This is a genomic window from Neobacillus ginsengisoli (assembly GCF_030813055.1).
This window is the reverse complement of the sequence record NZ_JAUSTW010000009.1, coordinates 64236-81831: the sequence shown is the minus strand read 5'-3', so window position 1 is coordinate 81831 and position 17596 is coordinate 64236. Positions and strand designations below refer to the sequence as shown.

General features: G+C 37.4%; 16 protein-coding genes and 4 pseudogenes. 11 read left to right on the top strand and 9 right to left on the bottom strand.

Translation table 11 applies throughout. From position 1 onward, the window contains the following. Nucleotides 1–402: 402 nt before the first annotated feature. Together J2S10_RS22545 and J2S10_RS22540 are read right to left on the bottom strand one after the other, a co-directional pair. Entirely contained in the window at nucleotides 403–1983 is a 1581-nt protein-coding gene (locus J2S10_RS22545) for an alkaline phosphatase family protein (RefSeq protein ID WP_307412578.1), read from the bottom strand. A 215-nt stretch (nucleotides 1984–2198) separates the two neighbouring features. Next, a complete protein-coding gene (locus J2S10_RS22540; protein WP_307412577.1) occupies nucleotides 2199–2468 on the bottom strand; it encodes a hypothetical protein in 270 nt (89 codons plus the stop codon). 195 nt (nucleotides 2469–2663) lie between these two features. On the opposite strand from J2S10_RS22540, the gene J2S10_RS22535 reads away from it, so the two are divergent. Next, the gene (locus tag J2S10_RS22535; protein WP_307412575.1) at nucleotides 2664–2936 is read left to right on the top strand and encodes a DUF1292 domain-containing protein; all 273 of its coding nucleotides are present in this window, start codon (nucleotides 2664–2666) and stop codon (nucleotides 2934–2936) included. Between the two features lie 37 nt (nucleotides 2937–2973). Here J2S10_RS22535 and J2S10_RS22530 read toward each other — a convergent pair whose 3' ends face one another. Further along, nucleotides 2974–4263, bottom strand: a complete 1290-nt coding sequence (locus J2S10_RS22530; RefSeq protein WP_307412892.1) for an NCS2 family permease — start codon at nucleotides 4261–4263, stop codon at nucleotides 2974–2976. Between the two features lie 225 nt (nucleotides 4264–4488). On the opposite strand from J2S10_RS22530, the gene J2S10_RS22525 reads away from it, so the two are divergent. Next, on the top strand, nucleotides 4489–4737 hold the full coding sequence (locus tag J2S10_RS22525; protein ID WP_307412574.1) for a hypothetical protein: 249 nt from the start codon (nucleotides 4489–4491) through the stop codon (nucleotides 4735–4737). A gap of 103 nt (nucleotides 4738–4840) precedes the next feature. Next, nucleotides 4841–5632: an alpha/beta fold hydrolase gene (locus J2S10_RS22520; protein WP_307412572.1), complete on the top strand. Its 792-nt coding sequence runs from the start codon at nucleotides 4841–4843 to the stop codon at nucleotides 5630–5632. 207 nt (nucleotides 5633–5839) lie between these two features. Here J2S10_RS22520 and J2S10_RS22515 read toward each other — a convergent pair whose 3' ends face one another. Next, complete coding sequence (locus J2S10_RS22515) at nucleotides 5840–6379, bottom strand: helix-turn-helix domain-containing protein (protein ID WP_307412890.1); 540 nt, start codon at nucleotides 6377–6379, stop codon at nucleotides 5840–5842. Between the two features lie 136 nt (nucleotides 6380–6515). Here J2S10_RS22515 and J2S10_RS22510 point away from each other — a divergent pair, with 136 nt between their 5' ends. The 6 genes from J2S10_RS22510 (at nucleotide 6516) to trhO (ending at nucleotide 12267) form a co-directional block, all read left to right on the top strand. Then, nucleotides 6516–7160: an alpha/beta hydrolase gene (locus J2S10_RS22510; protein WP_307412570.1), complete on the top strand. Its 645-nt coding sequence runs from the start codon at nucleotides 6516–6518 to the stop codon at nucleotides 7158–7160. A 24-nt stretch (nucleotides 7161–7184) separates the two neighbouring features. After that, nucleotides 7185–7967, top strand: coding sequence for a DODA-type extradiol aromatic ring-opening family dioxygenase (locus J2S10_RS22505; protein ID WP_307412568.1), 783 nt, complete (start codon nucleotides 7185–7187; stop codon nucleotides 7965–7967). A gap of 195 nt (nucleotides 7968–8162) precedes the next feature. After that, nucleotides 8163–8930 carry a 3-hydroxyacyl-CoA dehydrogenase gene (locus J2S10_RS22500; protein WP_307412566.1) on the top strand — a complete coding sequence of 256 codons (768 nt, stop codon included), beginning with the start codon at nucleotides 8163–8165 and terminating at the stop codon, nucleotides 8928–8930. Nucleotides 8931–9093: 163 nt separating this feature from the next. Next, nucleotides 9094–9393 (top strand): 4a-hydroxytetrahydrobiopterin dehydratase, encoded by a 300-nt coding sequence (locus J2S10_RS22495; RefSeq protein ID WP_307412564.1) that lies wholly within the window; start codon nucleotides 9094–9096, stop codon nucleotides 9391–9393. 12 nt (nucleotides 9394–9405) lie between these two features. Continuing rightward, a complete protein-coding gene (pepF, locus tag J2S10_RS22490) occupies nucleotides 9406–11193 on the top strand; it encodes an oligoendopeptidase F (RefSeq protein WP_307412562.1) in 1788 nt (595 codons plus the stop codon). Nucleotides 11194–11307: 114 nt separating this feature from the next. Continuing rightward, nucleotides 11308–12267 (top strand): oxygen-dependent tRNA uridine(34) hydroxylase TrhO, encoded by a 960-nt coding sequence (trhO, locus tag J2S10_RS22485; protein ID WP_307412560.1) that lies wholly within the window; start codon nucleotides 11308–11310, stop codon nucleotides 12265–12267. 46 nt (nucleotides 12268–12313) lie between these two features. Here the strand turns inward: trhO and J2S10_RS22480 are convergent, their stop codons facing one another. The 5 genes and pseudogenes from J2S10_RS22480 to J2S10_RS22460 all read right to left on the bottom strand — a co-directional run. Beyond that, the gene (locus tag J2S10_RS22480) at nucleotides 12314–13477 is read right to left on the bottom strand and encodes a glycosyl hydrolase family 18 protein (protein WP_307412558.1); all 1164 of its coding nucleotides are present in this window, start codon (nucleotides 13475–13477) and stop codon (nucleotides 12314–12316) included. A 159-nt stretch (nucleotides 13478–13636) separates the two neighbouring features. Continuing rightward, complete coding sequence (locus J2S10_RS22475; protein WP_307412557.1) at nucleotides 13637–14020, bottom strand: hypothetical protein; 384 nt, start codon at nucleotides 14018–14020, stop codon at nucleotides 13637–13639. A gap of 193 nt (nucleotides 14021–14213) precedes the next feature. Beyond that, nucleotides 14214–15275: a phosphodiester glycosidase family protein gene (locus J2S10_RS22470; RefSeq protein ID WP_307412556.1), complete on the bottom strand. Its 1062-nt coding sequence runs from the start codon at nucleotides 15273–15275 to the stop codon at nucleotides 14214–14216. 276 nt (nucleotides 15276–15551) lie between these two features. Continuing rightward, nucleotides 15552–15935: pseudogene (locus tag J2S10_RS22465) on the bottom strand (TetR-like C-terminal domain-containing protein); the annotation flags it as partial. Nucleotides 15936–16277: 342 nt separating this feature from the next. Further along, nucleotides 16278–16808: pseudogene (locus J2S10_RS22460) on the bottom strand (PLP-dependent aminotransferase family protein); the annotation flags it as partial. On the opposite strand from J2S10_RS22460, the pseudogene J2S10_RS22455 reads away from it, so the two are divergent. Both J2S10_RS22455 and J2S10_RS22450 read left to right on the top strand, forming a co-directional pair. Further along, a pseudogene (locus tag J2S10_RS22455) lies at nucleotides 16804–17199 on the top strand (AzlC family ABC transporter permease); the annotation flags it as partial. The pseudogenes J2S10_RS22460 and J2S10_RS22455 sit on opposite strands and share 5 nt — an antisense overlap. Next, nucleotides 17196–17528, top strand: a pseudogene (locus tag J2S10_RS22450) (branched-chain amino acid transporter permease). The pseudogenes J2S10_RS22455 and J2S10_RS22450, both read left to right, overlap by 4 nt. Nucleotides 17529–17596 lie beyond the last annotated feature (68 nt).

Below are 17596 nucleotides of genomic sequence, written 5' to 3'. Positions count from 1 at the left end.
CTACAACCACAAACATCAACCATGCAATTAACATATGGTTATTAGTCCTTTAATGACTTCAAGATAAAGAGGTTGATTTAGATATTGTTACTAATACGGTTAGAATTTATTCCACCAAATACAAAGCTATTTTAGTTAATAGAAGCTCAGTCTAAATCCATTAAAGATTTTAAGAAGCTCTTCAGGATGGGGTCTTTTTTTGAGATTGATGGATCAAAAGTAATGAATAATTTAGTTTGAAGCGACCTTCAATTTAAACTTTTAAAAGAATATGAAGAACCGACAAAGGAGTGTCACAATGACACTCCTTTGTCGGTTTTGGTGCAATAGTGAAGAAATCTGTTTGAACTAAATTGATTGAAAATCCCCCGAGGACTAGTCCTCGGCTGTTGTGTTCCTTCTTTATTGTCTATCTTTTTCTCCATCTTTATCTTTCTTCTCAACTAATTCTTTTTCAATTCCAGGTAATACCTGTGTATGTTCCTTCTTTACCGCTTGAAGCGCACGAGGATTTAATCCAAGTGCTTTTAAAATTGTCGGTGCAATTTGAGTTGTTAGGACAGAATCAGATTTTTTCATTCCTTTTCCCATTCCCGCAAATGATACTAATAAAGCAACATTTGTATCATCTTTGCTAAAACCGCCATGTTCAGCAATCTTTTTACCTGGTTTTGTGTAGATGACTCCATCATTTGGTTGAATGATAATATCAGGCACTCTCGAATCCGTAGCAGGATTATTGAAAAGCCATTTTGAACGGGATGTAACATAGGAAGTTACTTCCTTAATGTTCGCTTTTTCCTTATTCTTATTGATCGCAGACACCACTTCAGCTGTTTTAGATTGGTCGGTCAGCCAAATCATACCGATATCATCGGTAGTCAATTGGGCAATCAGATTAGATGGAACACCTGCAGTAATCAGGCTTTCATCTGTTATTTTTAATTTAGCGGGATCCATAGGAGCTTGTCCGTGTTTGGCAGTTAGAACGATCATGGTAGAAGCATACAGATTTTTATCCTTTAATTCATTTACAATTTTGCCGATAGAATCATCTGTGTGTTTCATAGCATCTGCCAGACCTGTACTAAATGTTCCGTTGCCATCTATATAACCATTCCCAGGAAGTTTTTGCGCTACGCTGACTTCTTGAAAGTTCATACCAAACATTGCAGGTACCGGAGAGGATTTTGTTCCTGTATGATCTTTTCCGTCAATTTCATTCTGAATAGCCTTTACTTTTAAATCATCATTTACTTCAGTTGTAGCGATGCTCTTCGTGGCATCACCATTGGCTGCGATTTCAGGTGTATACAAATCTTCCACACCTTTGCCGGACGGACCATTCACTAAATCATATGCCAAATGCTTATCCGCCCATGCAGTGTGCATTCCTGCATTTTTGATCACTTCAAAAATAGTATTTACCCTTACATAATTGTGAGGATATACCGGCTGTTTTGTCTCAGGGTCACGTGGCAGCATAGCTGGATTGATACCGCCGCCGCCATCAATTTTGTTCAAATCATTATCAATAGTCTCGTCGTACAGAACATTCGTACCTGGTTTATCACCCATATTCCATGCGCTAGGAGGTAAAAGCTTTCTATCATAGCTGTTATCATAAAATACACCTGTTGAGTTTGGAGAGCCGCCCGTTACCATAGACAACAAGCCTGGGAATGAGTCTGAAGGCTTTGAAGTTGATGCATTTGAGTAGGTAATTCCATGATTGCTTAAAGCAGCCATATTGGAATTAGGATTGTTTTTTATGTAGTTCGCAAGGTCTTTTGCATGCATGCCGTCTACACTAATTAATAAAACATGTTTGATTTGGTTGTAGTGGTGACTAGCACTATTTATGGTAGTAGTAGTTTTCGGTGTTGCTGCAAAACTTGGTGTTGCAAAAAGACTGCTCAATGCAAGGACACCAGTAGCAAGACCAAGTGCGGTTTTCTTAGATTTCATTTTTCTCGAATCCATTTACTTCAACTCCCTAAGCAATTTAATAAACACAATATAAAAATATACTTTGCTTGTTAAGGGGGAGTTAATTTATTGTATTTGAATAGTTAAATAAGTGTAAATATTTTACTTCTGGTGAAAACAAAAATTTTTGAAGAAATTGATTCAAGTACTTGTTTTTAGAACCTATACAGCCTGGAGAGACGCTCTCTCCAGACTGTGAAGGTGAATTTCTATTTTCGAATATGATGCCATTTTTGAACGTGATCATAACCGTGACCAAAGTGATGGTCCAAATGAGAAGCCATTCCGCCGCCAAAGCCGATCAACACTCCTAGAGCGAAGACACATACAGAATAGATTACCCGATGTTTTCTTTTTTTACGAAAATTGCTAAATTCTTCTTTTAATTCATTTTTAATCTCATTTTTCAGAGTTTGGCTATTTTCTTGAAGTTGTTCTTGAGGCTGTTCTTGAGGTTGTTCTTGTGGTTCGTTTGACATCTTCCCTCACCTCCTTCTTCCCTAATATATGGAACCATAAACTTTTCTTTTCTTAAAGAATTGTTAATTTTTTATGAAAATTTCTAGGTAAAAAACAATCCTGCATAATTTAAATGTATATTTTTAGCATTAATTCCAGTACTTTTAGAAATACTGTCGAATGAGGGAATTATGAAAATGAGAGGAGAATGTCCAATGAGTAAGATTGAAGTCGGAGAAATCTTTAGCATTAGCGATGAGAATGACGAGGAGCAAGAGGTTGAAGTGCTTGCATCGATTAATATTGAAGGAATCAATTATGTGGCTGTAGCCTTTGTTGAGGATATTCAGGAAGAAAGTGATGACGATATTGATATTTTCTTCTTAAAGGTCGATCAAGAAGGTGATCTAGCAGCAATTGAAAGCGATGAAGAATTTGAAAAAGTTTCAGTTAAGTTTGACGAAATCATGGACGAGGAAGAAGAATAAGATACAAAAGAGAGGGGATCACCCTCTCTTTATTTTGTTAACCTAAAGAATGTAATAGAAAATTAGTTAAGAACAAAAAAGAAATAATAAATATTGATAGAGACAGTTGTTTATGCTTGTTGGTAAAAAGCTTAACTAACGGATACGCAATAAATCCGAACGCAATCCCATCCACAATACTGTAGGTTAATGGGATCATTATCATGATTAGAAAAGCAGGAAACGCTTCAGTGAAATCCGCAAAATCGATATTGACAATATTTGTTAACATCAAACCGCCCAAAATTATAAGAATCGGTGCAATGGCGGTATTGGGAACTAATTTTATAAAAGGCAGGAAGAAAAGGGACAATAAAATGAAGGAACCTGTTACCACAGAGGTTAAACCTGTTCTTCCACCGGCAGTGATTCCTGCAGCCGTTTCAACAGTAGAGACCGTCGGACTGGTACCTAATAATCCGCAGACTATCGCAGAAATGGAGATTGCTTTTAAGGATTTGCTGTTTTTTTCAGGAGCCTTCAGCATTCCATCAACTTGGGAATGAAGGAGGCCGATATTCTCAAAAACCAAAACTAATGTCATTGAGAAGGTAGCTGTCCAAAAAGGGATTGTCGTAAATTTCCTAAGATCAAAGCTAAGAAATACATGCTTATAATTCTCAAAAGTAATGAAACTAGTATCGATGTGGGAAAAATTAATCACGCCTAAAAAATAGGATGTAATGGTACCTATGATAATGCTGATTAAAAAATTCCCTGGCACTTTTTTCAAAAATAAAAACAGAGTAATGATAAGATTGATAATCGAAGCGATGACAATTGATGAAGATAAATTACCAAGACCAACGAAGTTATGGGTATTTCCCACAACAATTCCGCTTTTTTGCAGGCCAATAAAGGCAATAAATAACCCTATTCCGACCGTAATCGCTTCCTTTAAAGAGGTTGGAATTGATCTTGAGATAATCACTGATAATTTACTAAAGGCTACTAATGCGAATAGAACGCCGGAAAGAACGACTGCCCCTAAGGCTTCCATATAATTTAATCCTAAGGAACCTACTAACGTATAAGTGAATAAAGCATTAATCCCCATTCCCGGAACAATAATTAACGGTGCATTCGCGATGAACGCTACCAACAAACAGCCAACCAGCGAAGAAAATACGGTCGCAATAATACCCGCTTCAAGCGGTATTCCCGCATCCTGAAGAATATGTCCATTCACTGCGATAATGTAGATGATGGAAAAAAATGATGTTAAACCTGCGGTAACCTCCTTTTTCAAATTTGTCTTGTTCTCTTTAAACTTGAAAACTCCTTTCATATTTATCACACTTTCGTTTGCTCCCTCTCCCACCCGCATTTAGTATTTATTCATACTTATGCCGAAAAATATTATAACACAGATTTATATAATAAAAATAATGTTTAATATAAAGAGAAGTTGCCGGTAGAAGACTCCACACCCTCTTCACTTGGAAATATTACGTATGTATAGAATGTATTGAGTTATACTAATAGAGAAACTATTTTATTAAGGAGCGAAAAAATGTCAATTGACGTGGGTACAAAATATCAAATTTCTCAAGCAGTAAAAGAATTTTTCAATTCCGCTGAGTCCATGACTGTATTGAGTAATAATGGAATAACTGTCCAATTCATGCTTGGAGATAGTAAGGGCCGTGGTTCAATGCCGCTTGAACATTTAAACTATTTATTAAAAAAAGATAATCTTACCCTCATTCCAACTAAAAGATTATTTTTGAATACCGAAAATAATGAAGAACAAATAGGTTGAAACCATTAAGAACTTAAAGCATTACGTCTTTTGGATGTTATGCTTTTTTCTATTTTGAAGGTATACAATAATAGTAACTAATAGTGAATGGAGTGTATAAGCGTTGGAAACAAAAAAGCTTAGCATGGAGAATTCGAAATTAACCTATTTGGATCAAGGAGAAGGAAAGCCCATTATCCTCCTTCACGGATTTTGCGGTAGCTCCGGCTATTGGGAAAAGGTAATTCCGAGGCTGGCAGAAAATAATCGAGTGATCGCACCTGATCTTCCAGGACATGGGGGCTCAAGCTTATTTAAGGAAACATTTACGATTGAAAAACTTGCTGACCTTTTGAAGGAATTTTTAGATGAATTGAAGCTGCAAAACGTAACCATGTTTGGCCACTCATTGGGCGGGTATATAACACTTGCATTTGCCGAAAAATACAGTGACCGGTTGAATGGCTTCTCATTGGTTCATTCAACTGCTTTTCCTGATTCAGATGAGGCCAAAAAGGGCAGGGCTGCCAATGTCGAAAAAGTTATGCAAAATGGTATTCATTCTCTTATTGACGGTTTGGTTCCAAAACTATTTTCACCGGATCATTTGGATAAAGAATATGTTGCAACAGCAAAAACTATTGGTTATGGTACTCTTCCCCAAGGTGCCATGAGTACTTTGCTTGCGATGAAGGACCGTCCGAATCGTAATCATGTCTTAGAAGGAACCGATTTGCCGGTTCTATTAGTTGCTGGGGAAAAGGATCAGATTATTCCTTCCGAAAAAACATTTTCGGTTACGAAAGGGAATATTAAACAGATAATAATAAAAGATTCCGGACATATGAGCATGTATGAGAATCCGGATGCTCTTCTTAACGAAATACAGGGGTTTTTATTAGAAATTGAAAATTAGGCGGCATATTAAAGGACATATTCTCTCTTCGAGGATTAAATTCCACATTTGATTAGGAAAATGTCCTTCAACCGGGTTTTCAAGGACAAAACCCGCTCTGGGAACCGAAGAAATGTCCTTCAAAGGGACTTTCATTTGTTAGTTTTTGTCTTTATAGGACCTTTTAAAAGAGGAACCAGAAATTGGTTCCTCTTTCCCAAATTGCCTTTAAAATAAGTCATTTAGCTCCGTATCCGAGTAAACTGAGATTAAAACAACTGCTTTTCCATCACCAATATTTTTAACGGAATGCGGGACGCTTGCATTCCAGCTAAAAGAATCACCTTCTTCAAGGATGATGGAATCCTCTCCTTGTTCTGCAAGAACCGTGCCTTCTAAGACCAAATGACACTCCTCTCCCTCGTGAGCATGGGCTTCACCAATCGATGCTCCTGGGGGGAACTCCACACTCATCATCCTCAAGCCGCCTTTTGAAGAAATATGCTCGATTTTTAAGTTATTAAACGTACTGTTTGATCTTTCATTTTTTCGAACAAACCGCATATGCTGTTTCTTTTCAAGTAATAAATAAGGCAGTGGAACCTCTAAAAAGCTAGCAATGGTCTGCAGCGTATTAATCGAAGGAGAAGTATTATTATTTTCAACATTACTAATAAACCCCTTAGATAGCCCTGTTCCCTCACACATTTGCGCAATAGTAACTTTTTTCCTTTTTCGAATCGAACGAATTTTGGATCCAATATCCAGTTTAACCACCTCGTAGTTTCCTAATAAAAAACATATTTACATATTAGCAAATAATTCGTTGACAATCTATAGGATAAATTGTAACCTTATAAAAAACAAATATTCATATTTAAAAACCAAAAAGGGATGATCATATATGAATTCATCGATGGTTTATGAACTGAGAAGACCAGTACAAATTGATCCTGATAAAACCTATCCGGCATTGTTTGTCATGCATGGAATTGGCAGCAATGAACAAAAAATGCTGTCCTTGGTTGACGGGTTAGAAGAGCAGTTTTACATTTTCAGTATTCGTGGACATTTACCACAGCCTCCGGGATTTGCCTATTTTACGATTCAAGGCTATGGAAAACCACATCGGGCAGTATTTGATCATGGGGTAAACCGGCTTTCCAGCTTTATTGATTATGCTTGTGAACAATACCCATTAGACAAAAGCCGGTTGTTCTTACTAGGGTTTAGCCAAGGGGCAATCCTTGCAATGACACTTGGTCTGAAACTGGGGAATCGAATCAAAGGCATTGTTGCTCTAAGCGGGTATATCCCGGCATTCGTAAAAGAAGAATATGACATTAAACCTGTCAATAAATTATCGTTATTTATTTCACATGGTAATATGGATCATGTCCTCCCATATGAATGGGGAGTTGCCAATGATGATTATTTCCAGGAATTAGGGGCAAATGTAACCTTCCAAACGTACGAAGAAGGGCATGCGGTTTCATTGAAAAACCAACAGGACTTTTTGACATGGTTACAAAAACAGTTGGAGAGTTAAGTTAAATTAAAAGGGGGAAGGAACATGATACCATCATTCTTTTTCGCACATGGTGCTCCTTTATTAGCTATTGAGAAAAATGAATATACTGAGTTTTTAAATCAATTAGGCCAAAATTTGCCTCGTCCAAAGGCGATTGTATTATTTTCAGCTCATTGGGAAGCTCCGGTCCAAAGAGTGAGTAAGGTCGATCAATATAGTACGATTTATGATTTCGGCGGATTTGACCCGGCATTATACACAATCCAATATCCGGCAAAAGGAAATCATGAAGTTTCCCAAGAGATAACGGATTTGTTCGCAAAAAGCGGTGTTTCATTCAACATCGAAACCAAGCGTGGATTGGATCATGGTGCGTGGGTGGTCCTGCGGTTACTTTATCCGAATGCTGATATTCCCGTGATTGCAATGTCAGTCAATCCGCTGCTTACACCAATGGAGCAATATAAAATCGGGAAAGCCTTATCTGTGTTAAGAGCAAATGATATGATGATTATTGGCAGCGGCGGCACTGTCCATAATCTAAGAGCTTTGAAATGGGCTGACAATGGGCAGGTTGATCAATGGGCACTTGAGTTTGATAATTGGTTGGCACATCATCTAAATACATGGGATGTTGAAAGTCTATTCAACTATCATTCACTTGCTCCATCCTCAGAAGTTGCTGTGCCTCCTTATGGAAATGAGCATTTCATTCCACTTTTTTACGCAATGGGAGCAGCAGATGATCAGCAAGAAGCAACCTTGCTCCATCGCAGCTTTCGGTATGGGAACCTAAGTCATAGTGTGTGGCAGTTTGGGGAATAAAATTATGTAGCAGATGTTTTTTCGAGCAAAGGAATATGGAAGTGACCTAAAATAAACAAGGTGGTTAACCACTTTGTTTATTTTTTATATTCTTAACTTTCTTGAAGAATTATCAGAAAATTGTTATTATTTTAATAAATGTAAACGCTGACATTCGTTTCAAAATAAATAGATTAAATGAGAGGAACAATGCAAATGAAAATACAAGATTCGATTGCGATTGTAACAGGGGGAGCCTCCGGGCTTGGGGAAGCAACTGTCCGTAATATTGTTAGAAATGGCGGGATGGCTGCTATTCTCGATCTCGGAGAAGCAAAAGGAAACCGGTTAGCTGAAGAATTAGGTGAAAATGCAATTTTCATTAAGACAGATGTAACAAGTGATGAAGATGTTCAAAATGCCATTAACGTAACTTTACAGCAATTGGGTCCTTTCAATACAGTTATTAATTGTGCTGGTATAGGCCTTGCTGAAAAAACAGTAAGTAAAAACAAAGCCCATGATTATGATCATTTCAAAAAAGTTATTCAAGTCAATTTAATTGGCACCTTTAATGTCATTCGGCTTGCAGCCGAAAAATTGGTCACTTTTTCGGCAAATGAAGAAGGAGAACGTGGTGTCATCATCAATACGGCCTCCGTTGCGGCCTTTGATGGTCAAATTGGGCAGGCGGCCTATAGTGCTTCAAAAGGCGGTGTAGTAGGCATGACCCTGCCAATTGCCCGTGATCTTGCTAAAAATGGGATCCGCGTCGTAACCATTGCTCCAGGGCTCATAGAAACTCCTTTATTTGGCAGTTTGTCAGAAAAAGCTAAAGCGGCCTTGGAGCAGCAGGTACCTTTTCCATCAAGATTAGGAAGGCCATCCGAATATGCACAATTAACACAGTCCATTATCGAGAATGTCATGCTTAATGGGGAAACCATCCGACTGGACGGTGCAATCCGTATGTCTCCAAAATAACCAGAAGAAAACATTTTACAAAGGGAGTGTTATTTAGATAACAGCTCCTTTTATTTTATTATGTTAATTATAATATGCAAAAACAGAAATCTGAGCTGATTCCTGATAAGATTAGACTTGAATTAGAGAAACATTTATTTGATGTTTTTGAAAGGAGATACTTGTGGAAAAATTATCTGAGCAAGAGATTCAAGAACAATTAGCAACAGTTCCAAAATGGAAGTTAACAGAAGAAAAATGGATTGAAAGAAAGTATCGTTTTCAAGAGTATCTAAATGGCATTGAGTTTGTTCAAATGGTTGCAAATTTGTCTGAAAAAGCTAATCATCACCCATTTATTTCAATCGACTATAAATTAGTTACGCTAAAAATAACCTCCTGGCATGCAAAAGGCTTAACAGCATTAGATTTTGATTTAGCAAACAAGTATGATGAATTATTTTTACAGATCAAAAAGGGATAAGGAGGCATTTAATTGAAAACATACTCTTCCAGAACTGAAGTGCCAATAAATGAAAAATGGAATTTAGCAGATATTTATTTTGAACAAAGTAAATGGGAGGAAGATTATCAGGTTATTGAAAAAATGGCTGGGAAGTTAAAAGCTTCTGATGGTGGTATTCAAGATGGTCATACATTGTACCAATATCTTAAACTAAACGAGGAGTTATCCTTTCGTTTTAGCAAAGTATATGCCTATGCCATGTTGAAAGTGGATGAGGATACAAGGGATACAAGTGCTCAAGTCTTTTTAGACCGCGCCAAACTACTAAGTGTAAAGGTAAGTTCAGCGACTTCCTTCTTTATGCCTTATTTATTGAGCCTTGAGAAAGAAACATTAAAAGGATATATTTCCGAAGAGCAAGGGTTAGCCTATTTTGAAGAGGACTTATGGGAGTCGTTCCGCTATAAAGAACATGTGTTAAGTAAGGAACAAGAAGAAATCCTATCCCAATTGGGTGAAGCACTCTCCGTTCCCACTCATACCTTTGGCATGATGAATAATGCCGATATTAAGTTTGGGGAAGTTACGGATGAATCAGGAGAACGTGTGGAACTAACGCGGGGAATGTATTCGAAATTAATCGAAGATGAAGACCGCGACAAGCGTAGAGAAGCCTATAAGGCATATTACAAGCCATACGTACAATTAAAAAATTCCATTGCTTCCACACTTTCTGCAGCAATAAAAAATAATGTTACTCTGTCTAGGATACGTCATTATCCTTCCGTGTTGGAAAAAGCTTTATTTGGTGATAAGGTACCGAAAGAGGTATATGAGAATCTAATTCAAACGACGAAAAACAATATCGGACCACTCCATCAGTACACGAAGATTCGAAAGGAAAAATTAAAACTGGATGAACTCCGTCAATATGATATGAGCGTTCCGCTTGTTAGCGGAGTAAAACCTGTGATTCCTTATGAAGAAGCCTTTGAAATTATGTGCAAGGCTTTGTCACCTCTAGGGGAAGACTATATAGAGATCCTAAAAGAATTTAAAGACCGCAGTTATATCGATGTACGCGAAACACCTGGTAAGCGTTCAGGTGCCTACAATCTCGGAATATATGGTGTTCATCCGTACATTCTCTTAAATCATCGGGATGATTTGGACAGTTTATTCACGTTAGTCCATGAGTGCGGGCACGGCGTTCACAGCAGACTGAGTTCTGACCACCAGCCGCAAATTACAGCACGTTACAGCATTTTTGTTGCAGAAGTAGCTTCTACAGTTAATGAAGTGCTTTTAATTAACTATTTATTAAACAATGAAAAGGATACAGCCATTCGTAAACACCTAATCAATCATTTTATTGACCAATTTAAGGGAACATTTTTTACACAAGTGATGTTTGCAGAGTTTGAGAAAAAGACACATGAAATGGCTGATAAGGGATTGCCGTTGAATGTAGAGGTGTTCAATCAAACCTATGAAGCCTTATTCAGGGAATACAATGGAGATGAGATCGTATTTGATAACGAAGTGAAGTATGGATGGTCAAGAATTCCGCATTTCTATCGTCCTTTTTATGTATATAAATATGCAACAGGATTTGCTTCAGCAATTCATTTGGCAACACAGATTCTTGATGGCGATCAGGAAACACTCCATTCATATTTGGAATTTCTAAAAAGCGGCAGTTCGGATTATCCTTTAGAATTATTGAAAAAGACAGGTGTAGATTTAACAACACCTGATTCGATTGAAAATTCATTAAAACGATTTGGAAAGCTAGTAGAAGAATTCTCGAAAATCTAGGATAATTATTAAAGTTGAAAGTCAAGTGCATATTTTATATAATAGAAAGGTTATTATTCAACTTTTGAGTATAAAGGTTTCTTTATGCTTTATTATATAGAAGGTGTGGTAAAGATGGATCAAGAATATCGTGTATTATTATATTATAAATATGTAAAGATTGAGAATCCCGAAGAGGTTACAAAACAACATTTAGAATTTTGCACTAAATTAGGCTTAAAAGGCCGAATTATTATTGCAGCAGAAGGAATTAATGGGACTGTCTCAGGAACAGTTGAACAGACCGATACCTATATGAAATATATGAATGAACATCCACTGTTTTCTAATACGATATTTAAAATTGATGAAGCATCAGAGCATGCTTTCAAAAAAATGCGCGTCCGTTTTCGGACTGAGCTAGTTACTTTGCGTTTAGAAGATGATGTCGATCCGAATGTGCAAACAGGAAAGCATTTAAAACCGAAGGAATTTTTCGAGGCTATGCAAGAAGAAAACACAGTTCTCATCGATGCCCGTAATGATTATGAATATGATTTAGGCCATTTTAGAGGTTCAGTACGGCCGGATATTTTGAACTTCCGTGACTTGCCGCAATGGATAAGGGAAAATAAGGAGGATTTTGAAGGGAAAAAGATTCTCACTTATTGTACAGGCGGAATCCGATGTGAAAAATTTTCGGGCTGGTTACTTCAAGAAGGATTTGAAGATGTGTCACAATTAGATGGCGGTATTGTTACGTACGGTAAAGATCCTGAAGTCCAGGGTGAATTATGGGATGGACAGCTTTATGTTTTTGATGAGCGAATCAGTGTTCCTATTAATCGTAAAGAGAACGTAATCGTAGGGAAAGATTATTTCAGTGGTGAGCCATGTGAACGTTATGTAAACTGTGCAAATCCCGAATGTAATAAAAAAATTCTTTGCTCTGAGGAAAACGAACATAAGCATTTACGCAGTTGTTCCCATGAGTGCGGGGTGCATCCTCGGAACCGCTATGTTGCTCAACATGGTTTAAGTAATGAAGAGGTAAAGGAAAGATTACTGGCAATTGGCGAAAAAACAACGGTATAAGAAAAAGGCTGTACACGCTAAGCAACCGGGAGTGTACAGCCTTTTTTTATTTTGCGGCTTTTACTGCATATTGGCTTGCTGAATCTTTAAGTGCTGCAGCAATCGTCTCCGTAATACTATTTGATCCTTTGGCATCTTGTCCTGCTTCCCACATCATCATTCCGCCAAATCCATTATCAAGAGCAAGTTTTGTTTTCTTTCTCATGGTGGCTTCGCCATTATAATGGTAGATGGTGCCATTCATGGTTACAGTATCACTTTCGGCATTAGCCGGGTTTTGATTAATAATTGCCCCGTATGATGCCTGCTTAATGGCTTGATTTTCTGGCTGGGCATAAAGGGGAACACCTAAAACAAGCTTATCTTTTGGTAGATTATGAGTCTCAAACAGGTGAGACCAATAGTTTACGATTTTCTCAGCAAATGGATACGGAGATAGATTAGCTGCATCATATTTACCATCCCATTGACCGTCATAGGCCATAATATTCACATGATCGACAAGCTGAAACATCGAGGGTTCATACTTTACAGCCGCCATTTCAGTTCCTGTTGCGGCATTTATTTTAGAATAAACAGCCATGGATAGCTCCTTACCTTTAGAGTGGAGCATTCCGCTTAACTGTTTGGTGAAAGCAGTTAAATTTTGAGCATCGACTGTAGTCCGCGGGTATTCAAAATCGATGTCAATTCCATCCAGTTTTTCACGATCTGCTATGCCTGCAAGTTCATTGGAAAGCTTGGTTCTAGATGCAGGAATGGAAATGGCTGTTTTGAAATATTTATACGATTCCCCGCCTTGGATGTTATACCATCCACCCACGGCTAACATTACTTTTGTGTTGTATTTCTTTGCTTTTATTACCACAGCTCGAAGGTTTTTTAAAGCTGAGTCTCCGTTTAGCAAAATCCCGCCGTCCACTTTAGGATGGGCAAAGGAAAAAATAACATGTGTTAACTTGGAATAATCAACAACATTTGGATCACGATAATCCTGAACATAACCGATTAGAACTTTGGATGTTTCTTGGTTCAACTTCGGAATTGCTTTTTGCTTGGGCTTTATTGCTGAAGAAGGTTGTTGTTTTATTTTTATCGTTTTAGAACGATCTTGCTGCCCGTTGTTAGTGGTAAATAAAACTCCTGAAAAAAATCCTCCAATAAAGGTAGTCGCAATAACCAATCCAAGGAGGAGATTACGTTTATTCATAGGTTACTTTCCTCCCCAATTTTTATCCACTTAAGAAGTGTAACAGAAAAAAGCGGAGAAGGGGTTGGTATATCTAGGTAGTTAAAAAATGTCGGAATTTGCTCAGTTTTAAAAATTTTGCGGATTTTGAAAACTAATACTGGAAATTCGTGAAATCTTTTAATACAGTGGGTGATGACCAACGTATTTTCCATCCAAAAATGCGAACATTTCTACAATTCCTTTTTTAACAAATGGAAAACCAACTAATATATCACCTGTTTTATTATTCTTAATTACCTGGATATCCTCAGATTTATCCCATTTATAACCATTTTTATTGGCATCCATTAGCATTTTTACAAACTCTTCACTAAGGACGATAGAAGCGATGATTTTATACTTTTCCGTGCCAACAAGTGGTGTAACATTGCAACCGCAATCTAATGTTGCTGGTACAACACTATTTGCGGAATTACCGGCCGCTTTTACTGAATTACCTGGAGTGCCAAACATTAATAAGACGAATAAGCTTACACATAATACCGACAAAAATTTCTTCATTTTTTTCCTCCTTTTTTTTAACTCCATTACTTTATTCCTCTAAAATCGACAAATTCCTTCTTAAATTTTGGGGATTTTTGTGACAGATGCCCCATTTTTTTCGGATGGGGGATTAATTTGAAGGTAAGAATACATTTTTAATAATCGGGAAATAACAAAAATACACCCTCCATGCTGGAAGGTGTATTTTTGTTTAGTGTGGGATGACAACCCAAGCATTTGGCAAGTAGCGCATGCCGACAGAGGTGCTTGTTGCCGGTTTTAAAAGCAGTTCTCCATCCTTGATCATTGTAGTGGAGCCGCCGCCATCCATCGCTATTGCATTTGTAACATTGTATTTTTCAAACATATGAGCCATATCCGACATAGAGGCACCACGGTGGGTTTTATCCCAATAAAAACGGCCATCGGTAATAATCATTACGATACTTCCGTTTTTCTCTTGTCCGATAGCTGTACGAGGTGCCCAACCCCAAGCTCCATCAACGGTAGATGATACACGATTTTCACCGTTAACAATGAGCTGCGGGCCAAAACTTACAGCATCTGTTACGCCAAGCTTTAACAATTGACTAGCTGAATAATTCCCGGTAATAAATTGACCATCCTTTAGGAATCCGCCAACCAGTGATGGCACGTTTTTACCGCCCGAAGGAACAGATAGGATGTTGCCGTTACTTATAACAATGCCAATCATTTCACCACCGGAGCCTCGGCCGCTTGGGTCAAAAAATCCACCTGCGTTAATCCCTGCAACTCCGTTATTTTCTTTGATTAAATCGGAAAGGGGCTGCCCTTTGGTTGCAAACTTTGTTCCAACCATGTGAACGGTAGTGGGATCAGGAATGATCATAACCTTCGCCGTATAATTGGCAGTAGTAATCGTATCCACTTGGATGTTTTCTGTTGTTCCGGTTTTAACTGTGGTTTGATTATCCTGTTGTGCCTGAGCAATTGTTGTTTGAACCGTTTGCGGGTGATTTCTAGCATTATACAACGCATCGATTTCCGATTGCGGAAGTAAAAGTCTCATAAATTTTTCATATTGCGGATGATAAGTTGAAAATACTGTCCCTAATAGCATCCTCCGCATTTGCAGTCCTTGGTTTGTACCATATAAAAACCCGCCTCCACCTAAGACGAGGATTAAACAGATCGTTAAAAATATACGCCAAATACGTTTGCGTTTTGGTTTTGGATTTGGTTTTCGGTTTTGGCGCGAAACGTAGGCAGTATCAGTAGTTTGAAGTTCCATGCCACATCTCCTTTAAAATTTAATAGTAAATACGACTTACTTAATAGTAAAATCGACTTAATTCTACATGGAAACTAGTAAACTGACAAGTTAATTTTTCATTAAAAATCTTAACTACATCTTAATTGTTGCATTAGCGGTTCATATCAGTACAATCCTTCACAATCAGCATATTCATTAAATATTAAGAGACAATATTACTAATTAAAGCATCTTTCAAGAGGATTCATCCTCTTCTTCCGCGCTAAAATGATGTAGGTTTTTCATAGTAATTAACTATAAATTCCTCTCTAACAAAATCCCCACTTGGTCTGCCATGACATGAGGTGGATAAGGCATTTCATTCGTGATCCACCATTCCACTATCCCTACGTAAGTCGTCACAATAAATTGAAGAATAACATCTTCATTTAATCCTTTATTTTTTCCTTTTGTTATATTCACTTCATCCTTGAACTCTTCGATGAGAAACTCAAGAAACTGACTACGAAAAGAAGGGGCTCCTTTACTGGCTAACATCGTCGAAAAGAATAAATAATGACTTTCAAGGTATTCGAACCAAGGCAGATTCGCATCTTTATATTCTGCTTCGGATGTGGATTCGCATATTAACCGCATTTCGTTAATATGTTCTGCAATGAGCTTATCTAGTAAATCATATTAATAATAATGAAGTATGTAACAAAACATGATTAATCATCTTTTAACTAGACAAAATTAATCGATGAGACCTTGGTTCATCAAACCGATATTCAATTTTTTATTAATAAGCAAGGTTGATCGTGTACAGCAAATAGCTACTATTAAATGTTCAGTGGTATTGATTAGCCAACTCGCTTTTAAAAATTTGAAGACTTAATAGAATAGATTCTTAAAAAATACCTTCCTATCGACATAATACGAGTTTCAAAAAATGACGCTCTCCCAAGATAAAAAGCTTGATCTTTCAAGCTTTTTATTTTTTTTGGGGCTTTTGCTAAATAATGTTGTATTTTTTATCAATTAGTTGAGATACTGTTTTAATATTTTTATTCCTATTTTTAACTCCTCTAATGAGTTTGTAGAAGAAAGTGCAATACGCAAATACTTATCAGGGGTGGTCTGCCCGCTTAGAAAACGATCAGAATGAAAAACTCGAATACCGAGCATTTTCAAATCTGTTTCTAACTGTAACGCATCGTTATGTTCTTGAATTGGAAGCCAGCGATAAAAACTAAGAGGATTTCCAACATTCTTTCTTAAAGGAAAATATTCCGAATAAATATCATTTGCAGACTGTGCAAGCTGTTTCTTTTGAGAAACAATTTCATGTGCCTTCCCAGATAAGATAAGCTCTGTGATAACCTCTGCATCTAAAGAAGAGGTTTTTACATTGATGTTAAAAATTGCCTGCAAAATTTTCTCACGTAATGCATCCCCATAGACCATATAGGCAACTCTTATTCCAGAACATATTGACTTAGAGGTGCCACAAATATAAACGCTTTGTTCTGGAAGTAAATGGAACATTGGCTGCTGATAATCGGATATGATTTATGGGCTTTGCGATGAGTCTTTTTCTATTAATTGTACCGTTGATGTACCGAAGAATGTAGACAAGGGCTGGTTTATGCTCTTTGTTACACTGCTCAATCATTCCTATTGGGTCATAGGAGCAACGATTGGTGGTATTTTTGGATCGCTTGTTAAGTTCAACACTGAAGGACTCGATTTTGTTATGACAGCTCTCTTTGTTGTAATCTTCATAGAACAGTGGATGAAAGAGAAAAAGCACCATAGTGCTCTCGTAGGGCTTGGGCTTTCAACTGCCAGCCTAATGATTTTCGGTGGAAACAATTTCATTCTCCCTGCTATGTTTGTAATTTTGGGAGTACTTACCCTACTTAGAAAGCCATTGGAGAAAGTTGAGGTTAGCACCACATGACTATGAATTTAACGCAACAGATTATTACGATTGCAATGGTGGTTTTAGGAACAATGCTTACAAGGTTTCTTCCATTCATTGTTTTCCCATCAGGTAAACCCACACCGAATTATGTACAGTATCTCGGTAAAGTGCTGCCATCGGCGGTAATTGGACTTTTGGTCGTTTATTGTTTTAAGGATGTGAGTTTACTATCTGGAAGTCACGGTATCCCCGAATTTATTGCGGTAGCGATAGTTGCACTGCTTCACTTTTAGAAGAAAAAGATGCTGCTCTCTATAGCAGGGGGAACGATTGTCTACATGATTTTGGTGCAATTGGTTTTTTAATCACATTGGTAATGACTAGTGCTTCATCTCCTATTACCATTCCTTATCTAAATGTGGGTAGGAGTAAA